General features: G+C 60.0%; 16 protein-coding genes. 7 read left to right on the top strand and 9 right to left on the bottom strand.

Features of this window, described 5'->3' with window-relative positions; all coding sequences use genetic code 11:
• The first annotated feature begins 70 nt into the window (after positions 1-70).
• Entirely contained in the window at positions 71-1,810 is a 1,740-nt protein-coding gene (gene aspT / locus IB244_RS14370) for an aspartate-alanine antiporter (protein WP_246733606.1), read from the top strand.
• A 675-nt stretch (positions 1,811-2,485) separates the two neighbouring features.
• Here aspT and IB244_RS14365 read toward each other — a convergent pair.
• The 8 genes from IB244_RS14365 to iolE all read right to left on the bottom strand — a co-directional run bounded on the left by IB244_RS14365 (position 2,486) and on the right by iolE (position 10,027).
• Positions 2,486-2,791, bottom strand: a complete 306-nt coding sequence (locus IB244_RS14365; RefSeq protein WP_025659238.1) for a MurR/RpiR family transcriptional regulator — start codon at positions 2,789-2,791, stop codon at positions 2,486-2,488.
• A 75-nt stretch (positions 2,792-2,866) separates the two neighbouring features.
• Complete coding sequence (locus IB244_RS14360) at positions 2,867-3,835, bottom strand: sugar phosphate isomerase/epimerase family protein (protein WP_169680676.1); 969 nt, start codon at positions 3,833-3,835, stop codon at positions 2,867-2,869.
• 16 nt (positions 3,836-3,851) lie between these two features.
• Positions 3,852-4,844 carry an inositol 2-dehydrogenase gene (gene iolG / locus IB244_RS14355; RefSeq protein ID WP_169680678.1) on the bottom strand — a complete coding sequence of 331 codons (993 nt, stop codon included), beginning with the start codon at positions 4,842-4,844 and terminating at the stop codon, positions 3,852-3,854.
• Between the two features lie 67 nt (positions 4,845-4,911).
• Positions 4,912-5,730 carry a carbohydrate ABC transporter permease gene (locus IB244_RS14350; RefSeq protein ID WP_025659235.1) on the bottom strand — a complete coding sequence of 273 codons (819 nt, stop codon included), beginning with the start codon at positions 5,728-5,730 and terminating at the stop codon, positions 4,912-4,914.
• Positions 5,727-6,635, bottom strand: coding sequence for a carbohydrate ABC transporter permease (locus tag IB244_RS14345; protein ID WP_169680680.1), 909 nt, complete (start codon positions 6,633-6,635; stop codon positions 5,727-5,729). Before IB244_RS14345 ends, IB244_RS14350 begins: the two co-directional genes overlap by 4 nt.
• A gap of 23 nt (positions 6,636-6,658) precedes the next feature.
• A complete protein-coding gene (locus tag IB244_RS14340) occupies positions 6,659-7,987 on the bottom strand; it encodes an extracellular solute-binding protein (RefSeq protein WP_025659233.1) in 1,329 nt (442 codons plus the stop codon).
• The gene (locus tag IB244_RS14335; RefSeq protein ID WP_025659232.1) at positions 7,984-9,084 is read right to left on the bottom strand and encodes an ABC transporter ATP-binding protein; all 1,101 of its coding nucleotides are present in this window, start codon (positions 9,082-9,084) and stop codon (positions 7,984-7,986) included. The genes IB244_RS14340 and IB244_RS14335 overlap by 4 nt, the downstream gene beginning before the upstream one ends.
• Before the next feature lie 10 nt (positions 9,085-9,094).
• A complete protein-coding gene (iolE, locus tag IB244_RS14330; RefSeq protein WP_192304655.1) occupies positions 9,095-10,027 on the bottom strand; it encodes a myo-inosose-2 dehydratase in 933 nt (310 codons plus the stop codon).
• 355 nt (positions 10,028-10,382) lie between these two features.
• Between iolE and IB244_RS14325 the strand changes: the two genes are divergently transcribed.
• Together IB244_RS14325 and IB244_RS14320 are read left to right on the top strand one after the other, a co-directional pair.
• On the top strand, positions 10,383-11,870 hold the full coding sequence (locus IB244_RS14325) for a PLP-dependent aminotransferase family protein (RefSeq protein WP_169680682.1): 1,488 nt from the start codon (positions 10,383-10,385) through the stop codon (positions 11,868-11,870).
• Between the two features lie 101 nt (positions 11,871-11,971).
• A complete protein-coding gene (locus IB244_RS14320) occupies positions 11,972-13,207 on the top strand; it encodes a DegT/DnrJ/EryC1/StrS family aminotransferase (RefSeq protein WP_169680684.1) in 1,236 nt (411 codons plus the stop codon).
• A 40-nt stretch (positions 13,208-13,247) separates the two neighbouring features.
• On the opposite strand, the gene IB244_RS14315 is transcribed toward IB244_RS14320, so the two are convergent.
• Positions 13,248-14,723 (bottom strand): PLP-dependent aminotransferase family protein, encoded by a 1,476-nt coding sequence (locus tag IB244_RS14315; RefSeq protein WP_246733607.1) that lies wholly within the window; start codon positions 14,721-14,723, stop codon positions 13,248-13,250.
• 141 nt (positions 14,724-14,864) lie between these two features.
• On the opposite strand from IB244_RS14315, the gene IB244_RS14310 reads away from it, so the two are divergent.
• The 4 genes from IB244_RS14310 to IB244_RS14295 all read left to right on the top strand — a co-directional run bounded on the left by IB244_RS14310 (position 14,865) and on the right by IB244_RS14295 (position 19,252).
• Complete coding sequence (locus IB244_RS14310; protein ID WP_169680688.1) at positions 14,865-15,980, top strand: Gfo/Idh/MocA family protein; 1,116 nt, start codon at positions 14,865-14,867, stop codon at positions 15,978-15,980.
• Positions 15,981-16,120: 140 nt separating this feature from the next.
• A complete protein-coding gene (locus tag IB244_RS14305) occupies positions 16,121-17,143 on the top strand; it encodes an extracellular solute-binding protein (protein WP_025659226.1) in 1,023 nt (340 codons plus the stop codon).
• A gap of 103 nt (positions 17,144-17,246) precedes the next feature.
• A complete protein-coding gene (locus IB244_RS14300; protein ID WP_169680690.1) occupies positions 17,247-18,416 on the top strand; it encodes an ABC transporter ATP-binding protein in 1,170 nt (389 codons plus the stop codon).
• The gene (locus IB244_RS14295; RefSeq protein WP_169680692.1) at positions 18,413-19,252 is read left to right on the top strand and encodes an ABC transporter permease; all 840 of its coding nucleotides are present in this window, start codon (positions 18,413-18,415) and stop codon (positions 19,250-19,252) included. The genes IB244_RS14300 and IB244_RS14295 overlap by 4 nt, the downstream gene beginning before the upstream one ends.
• The last annotated feature ends 2 nt before the right edge of the window (positions 19,253-19,254 follow it).

Below are 19,254 nucleotides of genomic sequence, written 5' to 3'. Positions count from 1 at the left end.
CGCGCTCCCTAATGCCGCCTCGCTACGGCATGCCTTAGCGAGGCACTGCTGACTTCTGGCGTGCGGATAGTTGGCGATCATATCTGGCCTGAAGAAGGGGAGAGGGGGCAATCTGGTCATGTCTTGGGTCGCGCAATTCCTCGTGAAGTATCCGGAACTCGCAGTGTTTCTTGCGATCAGCATCGGATATTTGGTCGGGGGCATCAAACTCGGAGGTTTTACCCTCGGACCCGTCACAGGCTCGCTTTTTGCGGGCATCCTGATAGGTCAATTCGCCGACGTCCCGATTGCCGCCATGGCCAAATCTTTCCTGTTCCTTCTGTTTCTCTTCGGCATTGGCTACTCTGTCGGACCTCAGTTCATGCAAGCCTTGAAACGAGATGGTCTCAAGCCAGTATTGCTTGCCGTCGTTGTATGCGTGACCGGGTTGCTGACGGCGGTAGCGGTTGCCAAGGCTCTTGGTCTTGATCCGGGCTTCGCGGCGGGACTCGTTTCGGGCGCGCTGACCGAAAGCCCGGCCATGGGCACGGCAACCGAGGCGATCAATGGGTTGGCACTGACGGAAGCCGATCGCGCGAGGCTGGTGGCACATATCGCAGTCGCGGATGCGGTGTGCTATATCTTCGGCGCCGTTGGAGTGATCCTGTTCTGCAGCGTCGTCGGTCCGAGGCTGATGCGCATCGATTTGCGTGCAGAGGCACTTAAGCTGGAACAGGAACTCGGGATATCTCGCAAGACGCCCGGCGTGGCATCTGCCTGGCATCGCTTCGAATTGCGCGCCTATCGGATCGCGGACGCTGCGCCGATCGCTGGTCTGACATTGACGGCCGCGGAGGCGAAATTTCCCGAGCACAGGCTCTTTGTCCTGCGCCTGCGACGGGGGAGCACGATCATCGAGGCGGAGACGCAGATGGTGATTGCTGCCGGCGATGTCGTGGCCGTCTCAGGGCCGAGGGAGGCACTCGTGGCCGTGCTTGGCCCACGCGCCGAAGAGGTCGAGGATCGTGAACTTCTTGATGTCCCGATACTCGGGGCAGACGTGCTGTTGACCAACCGTGAGCTTGCGGGCCGAAAGCTCGATGACATTGCCAAGGAGGGGTGGACACGTGGTCTATATCTGCGTGCCATCAGCCGTGGCGGCGCGGCGATCCCCGTGGGGCCGGGGATCCGCCTTGAGCGAGGCGACATTTTGCGCCTGGTCGGGCCGGAGGCGACGGTGTCGCGTGCGGAAAAGCAGATCGGTGTCGTTATCGCACCGATAACGACGACGGATTTCTTCGTTCTCGGTCTTGCGATATTCTTTGGTGGACTTGTCGGCATCCTCGTCACCTTTCCGATCGGCGACATGCGGATTTCGTTGAGCACGAGTGTGGGCACGCTGTTGGCGGGGCTGCTGGTTGGGCATCTGCGCACGCGCTTCCCCCTCTTCGGGCGGATTCCAGATGCTGCTGTATCGCTTATGACTGCGCTCGGCCTTGCCGCGTTCGTCGCAATGACGGGGCTGCACGCTGGACCGCTGTTTGTTGCTGCAATCGCCGAAGCGGGTGTGGGGCTTCTGTTTGGCGGCATGATCGTCACCATTGCCCCGATGATTGTAGGGCTCTATTTCGGCCGCTACGTGCTTCGCATGAACCCCATCCTGCTACTCGGGGGGCTGGCCGGCGCGCAGACGATGACTGCCGGCATGGCGGCCGTCCAGGATCGATCGGGAAGTACCGTTGCGGTTCTCGGATACACACCGGCTGTACCCATCGGCCATATTCTCCTCACGACCTGGGGGACCTTGATCGTCAACATCGTCGCGAATTAACGGGTATCCCAAAAAGCTACTATCTGTGTTGATCGCAATTGCCAGTGGCCATGCGTATTGAACCGACGGCGATTTGGTCACTCTACCGCCCCCCACGTCTCGCAGGCGCGATCAAGTGACAAAGCGCCCTGTCAGGCACGTAGCCTTCGAACCAACCTTCGAGGTTCGGACCTTATGTTCTGCTGCCTTTTTCGCTGCCAACTGGGGTGGCGAAACGATTGGAGCAAGTCGCGAGGGTGGCAATTCGGGAGCGTTGTAAGGGGAGGTACGCGACAACAGGTTCCCGGCATCCTATTCCAGTGCAGGTTCAGTTCAGGCAGAGTGTAAGCCACGGTCGGGGTCGCACGCAGATTGGCCAGTGCGACCAGTTCGCCCTTGCGCTTACGGTCGAATTCGTCCCGGTGCATCCAAAAGGATCGTCTCCCGATCATCTGTTTCTTGCCGAAGCGCGAGCGACGCACCGACCTGCCTAACCTCCAGCACTGTGCGTTACGCATCGCGAACGGGGGCAGTGCAACGTTTCCGGTTTCGGATTGACACCGACCGCCGCCGGGGCCGGCGACAGCGACCGTGGTCGCCGGACGACTGGCTGCTTCCTGCGGCGGCGATCACGGAAGCGATGGTCGTAAGACCGCATTGAGTTCTTCAAATGGTTTCCGCAAACACGGCGACAGTTTACAATGCCCAGAAAAATGGCTCCGGGCCCGCCATTTCGCGCAGCCGCGCTTGAAACAGCACTTTCATCTCGCGGAAATCCTTGAAGCCCACATGGCGGACAAATCTTGAGACTGATGTCGGCGATACGCCACACAAGGTTGCAAGCGTCTTGCTGCTCTCGAAGGCGACAATCTCAGGATTCGCCAGCGCGAAGCGTGCCACCTGTCGAAGCTGATCGGGAAAATCCAACTGGCCGCTCGCAATCAACTGGTTGAGATGATGATAATTGTGCGGCGCCGTCCGCCGTGCGGAAATGTCTATCATGTTGACCTCGTGGGGTTTGTGGGGCGGAAGCGCAAACGCTGCTGTGCGGTCGCTTCCGCCACCATCGCGCCCTGGTCAGGCGCTCGCATCCGGACGACGCCTTGGCTCGCCGAGGTTGATGGCGGCGTTGCGCAACAGCTCGACAGATTTGCGCATTCCCTCCATCGGCGACATCATCAAGTCCTCATGCTCGATCGACAGCACGTCGTCGTAGCCGACCTGCTTGAGCGCCGTACAGAACTGCCGCCACCAGGTTTCCCCATGGCCATAGCCAAGTGTGATGTAGTTCCAGGTACGTTCGGCGTAGCGGTCGCCGGGACGCGGGTCGAGCACGCCGTCGATGGCCGCGGGCACCGGTTCGACGCGGGTGTCCTTGGCGTGGACATAGTAAATGGCCGAACCGAGCTGGCGGACCGCGGCGATCGGGTCGGCGCCCATCCACATCGGATGGCTCGGATCGTAGTTGGCGCCTACGGTCTCGCCCACTGCATCGCGCAGCTTTATCAGCGTGTGGACGTTGTAGACGGCCTGGTGGCCATGCAGTTCGAGGCACAGCTTGTGGATGCCGAGGTTGTTGGAATAGGCGACTAGATTGCGCCAATAGGGGATCAGCTTTTCTTCCCATTGGTATTTCTGGATTTCGAGGCATTCCGGCGGCCAGTCGGTGATGATCCAGTTTGGATTGGCATCGCCGGGGCCGCCCGGCAACCCCGACATCAGGACGACGCGGTCGATGCCCAGGAGGCTTGCGAGCTTGATAGTCTTCTCCGTCACCTTGTGATGCTCGGCGCCCTTCGCCCCCGGATGCAGCGGATTGCCGGAGCAGTTCAGGGCGGCGATCGTCATGCCGTGATCCTTGACGGCAGCGACGAATTCCCGGCGCGTCGTGTCACTATCGAGCATGGCATCGAGGTTGATATGAGGTGCGCTCGACCAGTTGCCGCAGGCAAATTCGAGGGTCTCCAGCCCGAGTTCGGCCGACGCCCGCAGCATGTCCTTGAACGACAAGCCGCCGAGGCTGTCGGTGATCATTCCTATTTTCATCGTATCAATCCCAGTCTTAGAACTTGATCGGTTCGAAGCGGCCGGACTTTGCCGACGCAAGGGCGGCTTCGCAGAGGATCATTGCCTTGCGTCCGTCGCTCGCGCCGACATCCGGCTTCTTGTTGGCAAGCACGCACTCGATGAAGTGATCGAGCTCGGCGTAGTAGGAGTCCATGTAGCGCTCGACGAAGAAGTAGAGCGGCTTGTCGCGCGATACGGCCTCGGAGCCGAAGGCTTCAACCGAGGTCGGCATGCGGTTGCCGGCTCGCAGCATGCCGTTCGAACCGTGTACTTCGATGCGTTGGTCATACCCATAAACGGCGCGGACACTGTTGTTGATATGGCATTGGCGGCCGGAGGCGGTGCGCAGGACGAACATCGCGGTGTCGTAATCGCCGTGCTTGGCATAGTAGGGCAGTACCAGGCAGGATCCGGTCGCAAACAGCTCGACGGGCTCCTCGCCGAGCAGGTTGCGCGCCATGTCGAAGTCGTGGATCGTCATTTCGCGGAAAACACCGCCGCCGCCGGCAAGCGCTTCCTCGGTCTCCGCCTCAGGGTCGCGGCTGGTGATGATCACCTGTTCAACGGAACCGATCTCGCCGGCATCGAGACGCTCCTTGAGAGCGCGGAAGCTGGGGTCGAAGCGGCGGTTGAAGCCGATCTGGAACAGCGCGCCGGCCTTTTCGATTGCCGCGAGGCATTCATCTGTACGGCCGATGTCGAGATCGATCGGCTTCTCGCAGAAGATCGCCTTGCCCTTCGCCGCTGCCACCATGGCAAGCTCGGCATGGGTCTTGGTGGCCGAGGCTATCATCACCGCCTTGATGGTCGGATCCGAAAGCGCCGTCTCGGTGTCGACGATCTTCGCGCCTGTCTGCGCGGCGATGCGTTGCGCCGCTTCGGGGCGCGGGTCGACGATATAACGAAGCCGTGCCTTCGGATGGCGCGCAAGGTTTCCTGCATGGACGCTGCCGATCAGGCCGGCGCCAAACAAACAAATGTCGATCATTTCAGTTACTCTCTCCTCGGGCCGGTTCGACCGGCCATTGATGGACAATGCGGACCTCGATCCGCGGCTATTTGACCGCTCCCATGGTCAGGCCACGCACTAGGTGGCGTTGTACGAGCAGGGCGAAGACGACGATGGGCAACGCTCCGATCACGCCGGCCGCCGCCATGGATGCCCAATCGGTGTCGATGCGGCCGATCAAAGTCGCCGTGCCGCGCGGCATGGTCATGGCCTTTGGGGTGGCGGTCAGTGCCAGGGCGAACATGAACTCGTTAAAGGTCACGATCACGGCGAAGATGGCGGTTGCGGCAATGCCAGGAGCCGCCAGCGGCAAGGTCACTCGGCGAAAGGCACCGAACCGGGAGTCGCCGTCGACCATGGCGGCCTCCTCGAGGTCGACCGGAATTTCTCGGAAGAAGCTTTCCATCATCCAGACGCAGAAGGTCACGTTGAAGGCGGTATAGGTGATGATCAGGCCGAGCCACTGGTCAAGCAGGCCAAGACGCAGCATCAGCAGGTAGACCGGGATCAGGATTACCACCGGCGGCACGATGCGCAGCGTCAGCAACAGCAGGCCGATCTTGCGTTCCAGCAAGAAAGGCAGACGAAAGCGGGCCATCGCATAGGCGCCCAGCGTGCCGAGAACCAAAGCGATGGAGACCGACACGGTTGTCACTACCAGCGAGTTGGTCAAATAGGCGCCGAAGTTCTTCTCCGAAAAGAGCCGCAGATAATTGTCGAAGGTCGGTACATGGGGGTAGAGCGTGCCTTCCTGCGTGATTTCCTTGTTGGACTTAAGCGATGTCGAGACCAGCCAGTAGATTGGCACCAGGACGATGAACACGATGAACGACGTCACACTGGCCCTTGCGAGACGGGAATTCATTCCTGAGCCTCCTTCTGAAGAAGACGAACGGCCGTAAGCGCCATGGCGAGCACGATCAGTCCGACAGTGACGAACATTGCCGAGGCGTATCCGGTTTGTTGAAACTTGAAGGCGGTATCATAGCCGTAGATCGAGACGAGCTTGGTCGCTTCGCCGGGGCCGCCGCGGGTCAGCACGAAGACTTGGTCGAAGGTCCCGAAGGCGTCGATCGTCCTGAGCACGATGGCGATAGCTAGCACCGGTCGCATCATCGGCAGCGTCAGATCGACGAAGCTGCGCCAAGCGCCCGCACCGTCGACGCGGGCCGCTTCGAACGGTTCCTGCGGCAAGGATTGCAAACCTGCGAGCAGGATGAGGAACATCAGCGGCGTCCATTCCCAAACGTCGAGAACAACAAGACCGATGAAGGCGTTGACCGGATCGCCAAGGATCTGGACCTGACCGCCGCCAATCGCCACGGAGAGGGCCGTGATCATGCCGGCGTCGCTGGCATAGATCAGACGAAACAGGATCGCCACCACGACAGGTGTGATCACCATCGGTATGATGAGTACCGTTCTGAGAAGTCGGATGCCTTTGAATTCGCGGAGGCAGAACAATGCCAGCGCAAAGCCGAGCACGGTCTCGATTGCCACCGCCAGGAAGACGAACCTGATACTCACCCACAGAGCGTTGAGGAACTGGTCGTCGCTCCAGAGGCGCACATAGTTATCCAGCCCGGCCCAGCCAACCGCCGTGCCGTAGCGGTAGGCTTGCACGCTGGCGCGCAAGCCGTCCCAGAATGGATAGACCAGGACGCAGAGCACGACCAGGACCGCGGGTGCCAGCATCAGGTAGGGCAAGGCAAGATCTAGTCCGGCGCCCTGAAGCCGTTGTTTGGTCAGGATCTGGCCCTTCGGGTTCATTGATAGTATCCCGCCCTTCGGGTTCATTGATAATATCCCGCCTGAGCGAGGTATTCCTTGACCTCATTGGCCGCTGCGTCCATCGCGGCTCCGCCGCCAGAGCCGGCCTGAAGCGCTTTGTTGAGCTCGATGCCGAGCAGCTCCTCAACCTTTGCCCATTCCGGCATACGCGGCCGGGGCAGCGCGCCGGCGTCAAGCTGCTGGAGCGCGACCGGGATCAAACGATTGCCGGGCTTGGCGATGCCAAACGCGCTGCGCTTGACCGGGATCATTCCGGCTTCGGCGACCTTCGCCTGGGTATCTGCGCTCGTATACCACTTGAGGAATTCGATCGCGTTCGCCTTGTTCGGCGCCGACTTCGGTACGCCGGCTATGAAGATCCCGAGCTGTGAAATGGCCTTCACCTGCTTCGGAACAACCCCGAAGTCGAGTTTGCCGACCACCTTGGACTGGGCCGGATCGTCGGACTTCAGTGCATTGCCGGAATATTGGATGATCGCGCCGGCATCGCCGCCAAGGATGGCCGCCCCTTCCTGATCGGAGTCGAATTCGACCACGCCCGCCGGAGCGTTCTGCTTCATGGTGCCGACGAAGAAGTCAGAGGCGGCCTTACCGGCTTCCGAGTTGAACGTCGGGTTCCACTTGTCATCGAAGAACTCGCCGCCGAACGACAGGAAGATCGAATACCAGCTGGTGACGATCGAGTTGCCGGCGACGCCGCGGAAGACGACCGGATACTTGATCTTGCCCGACGCGACGCCTTCCTTACCTTTGGAGATCACCTCGTCCCAGGTCTTCGGCGCTCCGTTGGTATAGACATCGTTGCGATAGGTCAGCGTCTGCAGATCGCCGATGAAGGGCGCGCAGATCAGGGTCGGCGTTGCATCCTTGAATGCGGCGACACGCGGGCCGCTTCGTGGCGGCCAGAAACCCATATCGATTAGCGGGCCGATCCAGTCCTTGTCATCGACGCCAAGGCCGGCGGCGCCCAGATCCTCGAGCACATTGGCTGCGCCGAATTGCGGTACCCACGGATCGTCAAGCAGATAGAGGTCGTATTGCCCCGCGCCGTTCTGGGCGTCGGCGAACCACTTCTCGAGGGTCACGCCGTATTCGTCTTCCAGGAAGTCGATGTCGAAGCCTGCTTCCTTGGCAAGCGGGATGATTTTCTGCTTGAAGGGGGTCAGGCCGCCATCGGCGAACGCGCCGATAATAACTTTCTTGCCGGCAGCCTTAGCAGGCGCCGGAATGATCAAGGTACCGATGCTGGTGGAGGCGAGTGCCAGCAAAACCGTTGCCTTGAGTAGGGAACGGCGGGATGTCGTCAGGTAGGATTTCTTATCGTCCGTCATGCTCTGTTCCTCTCTGTTTTTTCCACTCTATGAACAGCGGTTTTGCCAGCCGTATCGAAGAAGCAGGCATTGCCGACATCGAAGGAGACGCCAATGTGGTCTCCCACCGACGCCCGGAAGCCGCGATCGGCGCGCACTGTCAGCCGCCCGCCGTCGACACGCACATCGACCAGGGTTTCGTTGCCCATCGGTTCGACCACGTAGATTTCACCGGCCATCGAGCCCGTGACACCTGGCTCAGTTAAATGCAGATCTTCCGGCCGAATGCCGAGTTCGGTAACACTGGCTGCGCGGCAGGCCTCAAAGCGCTCACCCCTGATCGCGAGGCGGGCGCCGCCGACCCGGATGTCTGTTCCGTCCGCCTTGACCGGCAGGACGTTCATCGGCGGATTGCCGACGAACGTGGCGACGAAGCGGTTGGCCGGGCGGTCATAGACTTCGGCTGGCGCCGCCAGCTGCTGCAAATCACCACCGTGCATGACGGCGATCAGATCTGCCATCGTGAGGGCTTCGGCCTGGTCGTGGGTAACGTATATCGTCGTTGAGCCGAGGCGCTGGCAGAGCCGTTTAATCTCGCCGCGCATGGTCAGGCGCAGACGGGCGTCGAGATTGGACAATGGCTCGTCCATTAGGAATGCCGTCGGATTGCGGACAATTGCACGGGCAAGGGCAACACGTTGCCGCTGGCCGCCGGAAAGCTGGCGAGCGCGCCGGGTCAGTAGATGGTCGATCTCCAAGATCGCGGCAACCTCAGCGATCTTGGCCTTGCGCTCGTGATCGGGCATGCCGCGGAGCCACAGTGGGTAGCCGATGTTTTCCTCAATTGTCATCTGCGGGTAAAGCGCATAGCTCTGGAACACCATGGCGATGTCACGATCGCGCGGCTGCAACCGCGTGACATCGCGTTCGCCGATCAGCACCTGGCCGGCGGTCGGCATTTCGAGGCCAGCGAGAATGCGTAACGCCGTAGTCTTGCCGCAGCCCGACGGACCTAGCAGTGCAAGGAAGGCGTGGTCGGGCACGCTGAGGTTGAGGGATTTCAGGACGTTGAACGCCCCGAAGCTCTTGACGACACCGTTGTAGCGAACGGAACTCATGGCCACCTCGTCAGGTTGTTTGGCAATTGGAAGCCGGGATACCTCGATCCGCGACGGTAAGCCCGGCCTCGATCGCCATGGCGCGAAGGTTGCGGTAGCCCATCGTTGCATAGGTGAGGGGATGGGCCTTGGCGGGATCCTGTTCAGCCTCGACAACCAGCCAGCCGGAGTAACCGGCATCGGCCAGGATCTTGAGTAGCGTCGGATAATCTTGCGCGCCGTCTCCCGGCACCGTGAAGATGCCTTCCATCACGGCGTGCATGAAGCTCCAGTCTTCGGCGCGGGCGCGCTTCAGGATCTCTGGCCGGACATCCTTGCAGTGCACGTGGACGACGCGGGCGAGGTGGCGCTGCAGCAACGCTTTCGGGTCGCCACCGGAAAAGGCGCAGTGACCGGTGTCGTAGAGCAGGCCGAAGGCCTCGCCGGTATTGGCCATCAACTTGCCGATCTCGTCGTCGGTTTCGACGATCGTGCCCATGTGATGGTGGAAGGCCATCCGCACGCCGAAATCGGCAAAGCGTTCCGACAGCGTGGTGATCTTGGCGCCGTAAGCTTTCCACTCGTCGTCGGCGAGATGCGGACGTTGCGAGATCGGGTCGTGGATGGCGCCGTGGCGGCCACGCGAGGTGTCGGCGTAGACCACATGCTTGGCGCCGAGGTCGCGCAGCAGCGTCAGATGCGGTAGGATCGCCTCGAATTCCTGATCGATGTCGTGGTCGAGGATGCGGCCATCGTACCAGCCGGAGACGAGGTCGAGCTGATGCTGCTCGAGGATCGGGCCAAGCTCAGCGCTCTTGCGCGGGAACTTGCCGCCGAGCTCCGTGCCCGCAAAACCCGCCTTGCGGGTTTCCGACAGGCACACCTCCAGGGGGGTGTCTCCACCGAGTTCCGGCACGTCGTCATTCGTCCACGTGATCGGATTGATGCCAAGCCTTACTGTCATACGAGTTGTCTTTCCAATAATAGATGCTTCACTTGACGCTCCCTCTTCCTCGCGGTTGAGGGTCGCCCTACTACGCTGGCCGGAGCGCCGCATATCGAAACCCGGTGCGATTCGACCAACTGCAGGCAAGGATGGTGGGGAGATACATCTGAAGGTGCACGCCGAACCCTCCCAGCCGCGCTACCTCAATGCGAGTGTAGATCCCCCTCCAGAAATCACCCTCGATCTGCGGTTAGACTACACCTATCTGTAACCTGCACGAGTTCCAGTTTGGCGGAAAAATTAGGAACCAGTTGTCAGTGGTCGTCGGAAGACGTAGCGTGGCACATCGTCTGGTCCACGTCAGGAAACGCCTGTGTCATCCGCACGCTGTCTCCGCCAATCTTTTCCCCTCGACATGATTGCTGTCGATCGAACCAGCGAGATGTCCCTGCATCGGCAGCTGCACCGCGCGCTGGTGAAGATGATCCAGGACAGGACGCTTGCCGCCGGTACGGCCTTGCCGTCGACGCGCGAACTCGCTGCCGATCTGGCTTTGGCCCGCAACACTATCATCGCGGCCTATGACCAGCTCGTCACCGAGGGCTATCTCGTCAATCGACAGGGCGCTCGCTATGTCGTAGTGGATCTCCCTCTGTTGCCGAAATTGCAGACCCCGTCGCTGATCATCCCAAGCGAGCGGACTCTGTCGGTGCGAGGCATGGCATTGATGCACCAGCCGTTCCACCATGGATCGCCGGGATGCTTCGCCTTTCATCCGGGCATGCCCGACGCTCATAACTTTCCCTTTGGCGTCTGGGGTCGCCTGCTGGCGCGGCGGGCCAGCTTCGCCGGAGACAGCTTGTTCGGGACCTACCACGTAACAGGCTTGCCTGAACTGAAGGAGGCGATCGTCGGCTACCTGGCCTCCTCGCGCGGTGTCATCTGTACCAAGGAGCAGATCGTCATAACCACAGGCGCACAAGCGGCCTTCGATCTTCTGGCGCGCCTGCTGCTCGATCCCGGCGATCGGGTGTGGATGGAAGAGCCAGGCTACTACGGTGCCAAGGCGGCCTTCACTGTCGCTGGCGCCGATGTCCGTCCCATGCCGGTCACCCTCGAGGGATGGCAGATGGGCCGGCCTCCGAAAAACATCCGGTTGATTTATGTGACACCGGCCTGCCAGCATCCCCTTGGAACGTCAATGCGCATGGAGCAGCGGCTGCAGCTGCTGGAGCTCGCGGAAAGAAGCAATGCCTGGATCATTGAGGACGATTTCGACGGCGAATATCGGTTCCAGGGCCGACCGGTTCCCGCCGTGCATGGAATGGATCGCTCCGGCAACGTCATCTACGTCGGCACCTTCGCAAAACTACTCTTTCCGGCGCTTCGTCTCGGCTTCATGGTCCTACCACCGGGCCTCTGCGATCGCATCCACCCCGCCCTCAGCACAACAGGACAGTTTCCGCCGCTCTTCCTGCAGGCAGCGCTCGCTGACTTCATCGTCGAGGGACACATGAGCCGACACCTGAAACGCATGCGGCGGATCTATGCTGGCCGCCGGCAATTCTTCTATTGGATCTGCGAGGAGCGGCTTTCCGACTACATGCAGTTGCTGAACGCCGAAGCGGGCATTCAGGTCGTTGGGCACTTGCGCAAGGGCCTGAGCGACATCCAGATCGGCGAAGCCGCGACAAGGCTCGGCATCAATGTATCACCGCTGTCGAAATACTATCAGCATGAGACACCCATCCAAGGGCTCGTGCTGGGATACGCCGCCTGTAACAAGTCGCAAACGGAACTGGGGATCGGCCAGCTGGAACGAGCGTTCGAGGAACATGTCGGCGTTCCGTCCCATTCCTAGTGATAGTGGTACCATCAAACTTGTTTGAAACGGCACTTCTGAAGATACCGAAATCTGAGTAGCTTTCCTTCAACAGCAGTCGCTTACATGGGAGAGTTGCGATGTACTACTATGGGCAGGAAGAAATCGATGCACTGGCAAATGTCATCCGATCCGGCGTCCTTTTTCGGTATCACGAAGGTAGCCAGTGCGAGAAGTTCGAGAGCCGTTATTCCAACTTTCTCGGGGTCAAGCATTTCTCGTTGGCGGTGAGTGGCTCTTATGCGCTGTCGGCCGGACTGATGGGCCTCAACATTGGTCCGGGTGATGAGGTGATCATTCCCGCCCACACCTATATGGCGACCGCAACGTCGGTTCTCGCCGTTGGCGCGATCCCGGTAATCGTCGACATCGACGAGAGCGTGACGATCAGCCCTAAGGCCATCCGCGCAGCCATTGGGCCGCGAACGAAGGCCATCATCCCCGTACATATGTGGGGCGCCGCCTGTAACATGGATGAGATCATGGCTATCGCGGAGGAGTTCAACCTCTTCGTGCTGGAAGATTCGTGCCAGGGCGTCGGCGGCTCTTACAAAGGACGAAAGTTCGGCTCGATCGGCCATGCTGGCGCATTCAGCTTCAACTACTTCAAGAACATGAGTTGCGGCGAGGGTGGTGGTCTTGCCACCAACGATCCCCAGGTCGCCGAAAGGGTGCGATGCGCCATCGATCCGTGCCACTACTATTGGCAGGGCCGAACCGACAGCATAAAGCCGTTTGCAAGTAATGGCGCCCGTGCCTCGGAATTCATGGGGGCGCTCCTCAACGTTCAACTCGACCGCATCGACGGGTTGATCTCGAGCATGCGCAGGGAGAAGAAACGCATCATCGCCGGTACTGCGAGCCTCGACAATCTCGGCCTCAGATTAAGCCCGATGAACAGTCCGGACCACGATTGCGCAACACACGTCATGTATCTTCTGCCTAACGCCGAGGCAGCAAACCGGTTCGTCGAGGTCTTCCCGGCCGTAATCGCCGGTAAGACCGGCCGCCACACCTACACCGAATGGGACCAGGTACTGCAGCACGAGGGCGCTTTCCACCCGGTCCTCAACCCCTACAATCTGATTGAAAACCGCGAATGCCGTCGTGAATATTCGCGAGACATGTGTGCCTCGTCGCTGGATATCCTGGCTCGCACGGTCATGGTCCCGACCGATCCGCTCCGAGTACCGGAAAAGACCGCCGATATCATCCATGACATTGCGGAAGCTGCACGTATCGCACTCACCAACGCTGCCCCGGCGTCTGCCACCGTTCGCACGTCCGGCGCCGTCGACATTCAGAAATACACCTGACGGGGCTGCATTCCAGCGGGGCTGCGTTGCTTAATCACATTCATGCAACGCAGCCCCTGTCTTTTGACCGCAGGCTTTCCTGGAACGCGGCCCTAAGCCGCTCCAATCCTTTTTGCCGTTCGGTTGAGCCAACACCGGTATAGCCCATGATGATGCCCTGTTCCGGCGGCGAATGACGGTAATGCGGCGAAAGCGGGCTGACGTCGACCGCGTGCGCGGCCGCCAACCCGCAGAATTCCACGTCCGACATCGGCATCTTGAACCGGCCCACAACTTGCATGCCGGTATCGATCTGTTCGACCGACAGCCATTCGCCGAGATAGGCGTTGCATTCCCGGACGAATTCGGCCTGACGCTCGGCATAAATGCGTCGCATCTTTGCGAGGTGCTTTGCAAAGAAGCCCTCCTCGATAAAATCCGCAAGTGTCGCCTGCAGCAGAAGAGGCGGGTGTTTGCCGGTAATGCTGACGGCCGCGTCGAACGCTTGGCTCAGGCGCGCCGGCACGACGACAAAACCGATGCGGAGAGCAGGGAACATCGTCTTGCCGAAAGTGCCGACGTAAAGAACCGTGCCGTTTTTGTCGAGGCCCTGCATGGCAGGGATCGGTTTGCCGCGATAGCGATACTCGCCGTCATAGTCGTCTTCAATAATCCACGCGTTCAGGTTTTCTGCCGCGTTCAACAACTCGAGGCGATTTTCAAGACGCATCGCGAGCCCCATCGGCCATTGACAGGATGGCGTGACAAAGAAGAGCCTCGGATTCAGCTCGAAGGCGGTGCGAACGGACCATCCATCGCGGTTGACGTAGAGCGGGATCGGAACACCGCCGGCCGCCAGCATCGCGCTGAAGGCGCCGGAATATCCGGGCTCCTCGTAGCAGAAGGCGTCACCTTCATCGAGGAGAAGGCGCGCGCAGAGGTCGAAGGCCGACTGCGCCCCGGTAACGATGATAACTTGCGACGGCGTGCACTCGACGCCGCGCGAAACCCCAAGATAGTTGGCAATTGCCGTTTGTAGTCTCGGGTGACCCGAGAGCGAATGATAGCCAAAGATCTCCTCGTGGGGGTAACGGGCATGCCTCTTCAACAGGCGGGCCCAAGTGGAAAACGGAAACTCCCGAATATCGGGAAAGCCCGGATGAAAAGCGATTTGCCCGGGAACGGTCTGATCCTTCGGCTGGCGGACAATGACGTTGCCGCGCCGCGACAGTTGCGGAAGATGCAGTTCGTCCTGCTGGGAGTCCGGTTTCTTGGTCGGTTCCGGCAGATCGCTGATCCACGTTCCCGAGCCTGACCTGCATTCGACATAACCCTCCGCCAGCAAGGCGTCATAGGCGGCGATCACAGTATTGCGGCTGATGTGTAGCTCGTCGGCAAGCGTGCGGCTGGAGGGCAGCCGCGTGTTAGCCTTGAGCTTCCCGCTCAGGATCAGACGGGTTAGTTCGTTGTAAAGCTGGCGGTGGAGCGCCGTCTCGGCGTCGGCGTCAAGCGTCAGCAGATCTAGGGAAAACTGCATTCGCTTTCGCATGAAGTGGCACCATCAAAAATCGCGAATTTGTCCCTTTTGCTGGGGTCATTATCGACGTTAAATTTTCTACGTCAACTATTCAGGTCCCGCCCAGCGCCGAGCCGGGTCGGCAAAGCCGGGGGGTACAAAATGAAAGTAGCCATTGTCGGGACGGGCGGCATTGCCAAGGTCCACGCACGTGCGATCCTGCATCTTGGTGGAGAAATCGCCGGCGTCTGCGGCAGTTCACTGGACTCGGCCAAGTCCTTCGGCCATGGCCGGCCTTACGGCGACATCGAACAAATGCTAGCCGAGGTAAAGCCTGACGTCGTTCACATCTGCACGCCGAACCACCTCCACAAGATTCAGGCGATCGCTGCTTTCGAAGCGGGGGCGCACGTTCTATGCGAAAAGCCCATCGCTGCTTCTATCGACGACGCCTCGCTGATGATCGAAGCTGCCGCACGTGCGGGCCGCGTCGGTGCCATCATGTATCACAATCGTGGATATCCGCTCGTGCAATTGATGCGCGAGCGCATTGCCTCTGGGGAGGTCGGGCGGCTGCTTCGCGTCGGCGGATGCTACATGAACGACGAAGGCTTGTCCCCCGATCGGTTCACCTGGCATTTCGTTTCGAAGCAGGTCGGGCGCTCATTCGCGATGATGGATATCGGCGTCCATTGGCTGGATCTAGTCGAGCATGTGACCGGCCGCTTTATCTGTGAGGTGACCGCACAGTTCAGCACCCATCACCCGAAACGCGTCTGGTCCGGCCACCCGGGGCAGGGACCGCGCCCACCCGGACGGGAGCTCGAGAACGGTGTTGAAGTGGACGTGCAAGTGGAGGATCACGCCGAGATCATGGTGCGCTTCGATAACGGCGCCTCCGGCAGTGCCACAATCAGCACGGTGTCGGCCGGCTACCCCAACCGGCTGGCGATCTCGGTGGACGGCACCAATCTCGGTTTGGATTGGACGCAACAGGAACCGGAGTGGTATCTGGAGCGGCGAGGCGAGGGCCTTTTGAAACGCTTCCGTACGCCTAACGACCTTTCGCCTGACAAATCCTACATGACGTTCCTGCCGGCGGGCCACGCCGAGGGACACGGGGAGGCGTTCAGAAACGTCATTTCGCAAGCATGGCGCGGCATGCGGGGAAAGCCTGCGGAATTTCCAAGCTTCGAGGATGGGCTGCGGGGCTTGCGTCTCGTCGAAGCCGCAATTCGGAGCGCTGCGGAACGTCGCACCATTGCGGTCGCGCCATGAGTGGCAATCTGAGGGTCGGCAAAGTGGCACCATCAGGATTGATGGAAGCGGTGCTTTGCTGCGAATGCGATGCCTCTAAAGTACCGGCATCGAGATGAACGAAGTCCAACTGAAGTCACGCAGATACTTGGGAGGGTAGCATGATGAATAGACGACAATTTCTCGGTTCCACGGCGGGTTTTGCGCTGCTCGCGAGCCCGTTTGTAGCCAGAGCTGCCCAGCGGGAGCTTCGGATCGCGGTCTGGCAAGGCTATGCCGAGCCCGAATGGGTCAAGCCCTTTGAAGAAGCAAACGATGTCAAGGTCAACATCACCTACTTGACCTCCGACGAAGAGTTCTTTGCCAAGATGCGCGGATCGCAGGGAGCGGGTTTCGACGCTTTCTCCATCAACACGTCGCTGGTGCCGCGCTATCAGAAACTCGGTCTCGTCAAGCCGATCGACCCCACCAAGGTTGCGCGCATGGACCGCCTGAGCCCGGTCTACAAGAACGTCACTGACTTGAACATCGACAGTCAATTGTGGGGCATTCCCTTTGCCTGGGGCTCGCAGCCGCTAATCTACGACACAGCGCAGTTCGACCAGGCTCCCGACAGCTGGCACGTGATGTGGGATGAGGGCAATGCTGGGCAGCTCATTAACTTCGACGATCCGGGTACAATCACACTCGCTGCGTTGCTGCTCGGCTTTCCGAATCCTTACAAGCTCGAGCCCGATCAGTTGCAGGCCTGCAAGGCGAAACTCATCGAGCAGAAAAAGCTCCTAATGACCTACTACACCGGCTTCGACGACGGCGTGAAAATTTTTGCCGAGAATAAGATCAAGGCGATGCTGTCGATCGGAGAGCTGCAGCTCGTCAACCTCAAGAAGCTCGGTGTGGACGCCATGCTCACCATCCCGAAGGAAGGGGCAACCGGCTGGCTCGACTGCTGGGTCGTTTGCAATGGGGTCAAGGACGTCGATCTCGCGCACGCCTGGATCAACAACTGCATGGCCGACGAGGTTGGCACGGTACTTTCCACCAAGTTGAAATACGGCAACACGACCAACCAGAAAGCCAATGAGGACAATGGCCTGACCTACGCCGACAAACTGTTCTTCGCGCAGCAGGCGGAAAACCAGGAGGCGCGAACAGCCTTGTGGAACGAGATCAAGGCGGCTTAGAAAATCGACGGGGGGTGATGCTCATGCATCGCCCCCGATCCTCTTTCGCAATACCGCTCGGCGGTGCACGTGGTCGTTAGACGCAAGAAGGGAAAGCGGCGCGATGTCGTCTCTTGAAGGAGAGCAGGATCTTGTCCTGCGCGGAGTGAGCAAAAGATATGGACATTTGCAGGTCCTGCAGCCGACCGAGCTTCATGTCCGATCGGGTGAATTCCTGACGATCGTCGGATCTTCGGGGTCCGGCAAGACGACCCTCTTACGGATGATCGCAGGCTTTACCAACAATACCTCCGGGGAGATTCTTTTTCAGGGACGCGACATCACCAATGTGCCGACCCACAAACGCCCCTTCAACACGGTCTTCCAGGACTACGCGCTTTTTCCGCACATGACGGTAGCCGAGAACATCGGTTACGGGCCGATGATCCGCCGCCAGCCGCGCGAGGCGATCACCCGCAAGGTCAACGAGGCGCTGTCGATCGTAGGCTTGCAGAAAATGATCGACCGTATGCCGTCGCAGCTCTCTGGCGGGCAGAAACAGCGTGTCGCGCTTGCCCGTGCACTCGTTTGTGAACCTAAGGTGCTGCTGCTCGACGAACCTCTTTCCGCCCTCGATGCCGAAATGCGCTATCAGATGCAAACCTTCCTCAAGGATCTGCAGCGTCGTGTTGACACCACCTTCATTCTCGTCACACACGATCAGGAGGAGGCGATCACGATGTCCGATCGCATTGCGGTGATGAGCGCAGGCCGGATAGAACAGGTCGGCGACCATCGCGAAGTCTACTACGCGCCGAAAACGCCGTTTGTCGCGAGCTTCTTCGGCGATACCAATCTAATCGCCGGGACCTTGACTCCCGATGGTGGCCTTCAGACGCCGCTTGGACTGCTTGCCGACGTCGCCGCAAGGGGACCGCGCAAGGGAAAGGTAATCGCCTCCCTGCGCCCAGAGGCCATCCAGCTTAGCGCGGCAGGCAGAAGGGATGCTGGTATTCAGCGCGAAGGCGAGAGAATCTGTATTTCCGCGCGGATTCAGAGAACCATCTTCGCAGGCCCGCTGACACGCGTCGTTGCAACCTGCGACGATCATCCCGAGATCGAATTTCTGGTCAAGGTCACGAGCGGCGATTTGCCGGTGTCGAGCGTGCCGGGGACTTCGGTTCGACTTCGCTTTTCTGCGAAGGATCTGGCAATTGTTCCGGTCGACGGTGACGAAGCCGCATCCGCTCCCGGACATCTTAAACTTGTCGCGGCTTCGGAAGGTGCGAGATGAGGTTGGGAGCACGCCTTTTCCTGTTTCTGATCGCCGCGGCAGGACCGGTTCTGTTGGTGCTGCTGCCGCTCAGTGGCTTTGTCTTGAATTCGTTCTATTCGATGAACGGCAGCGAAATCGTGCGAGGTTTTTCGGCCGGCAACTACGCCGAGTTCGCCAACAACAAGGCCTATGTCGGGGTCCTTTGGCACACGATCTGGCTTTGCGGCCGTGTCGCCCTAATCTGCCTATTGCTGGCCTATCCGCTGGCCTGGTACGTCTGGCAGCAACCGGAGGCCAAACGCTTTCCATTGTTGCTGGTGATCATCTTGCCGCTGTTCATGAGCTATATTGTCAAGCTGTTCACGATGCGCTCGCTTCTAGCGGTAACCGGGTTAATGAATGAGCTGTTGCTCGACGCCGGTTTTCTCGCCAAGCCGACGACGGCGTTTATGTTTAATGAAAACGCTATCCTCCTGACGATGGTCGCGATGTACCTGCCGTTCGTGTTCCTGCCGATATATCTGGCCTTGGAACGCATTCCCGAATCTCTTGTACAGGCATCGGCCGATCTCGGCGGCACGCAGGCGACTACCTTCCGCCACGTGGTTTGGCCGCTCTCCGTTCCTGGCGTCATATCCGGAGCAATCTTCGCTTTCGTCCTGTCGCTCGGCGATTACGTGACACCGCAGATGGTCGGTGGTCCGAACGGCTTTACCTTCGGACGCGTGATCTTCTCTCAGTTCGGTGCCGCCTATAACTGGCCGCTGGGTGCTGCACTCGCGGTCGTCCTGGTGATCGTCAGCGGTGCGGCCATCCTGTCGGCAGGGCTAGTTTCCAAGAAGGGTGAGGCATAGCA

This window comes from Rhizobium sp. RHZ02 (assembly GCF_014851575.1).
In the GTDB taxonomy this organism is placed as follows: Bacteria; Pseudomonadota; Alphaproteobacteria; order Rhizobiales; family Rhizobiaceae; genus Rhizobium; species Rhizobium altiplani.
This window is presented reverse-complemented; position numbering and strand designations above follow the sequence as displayed.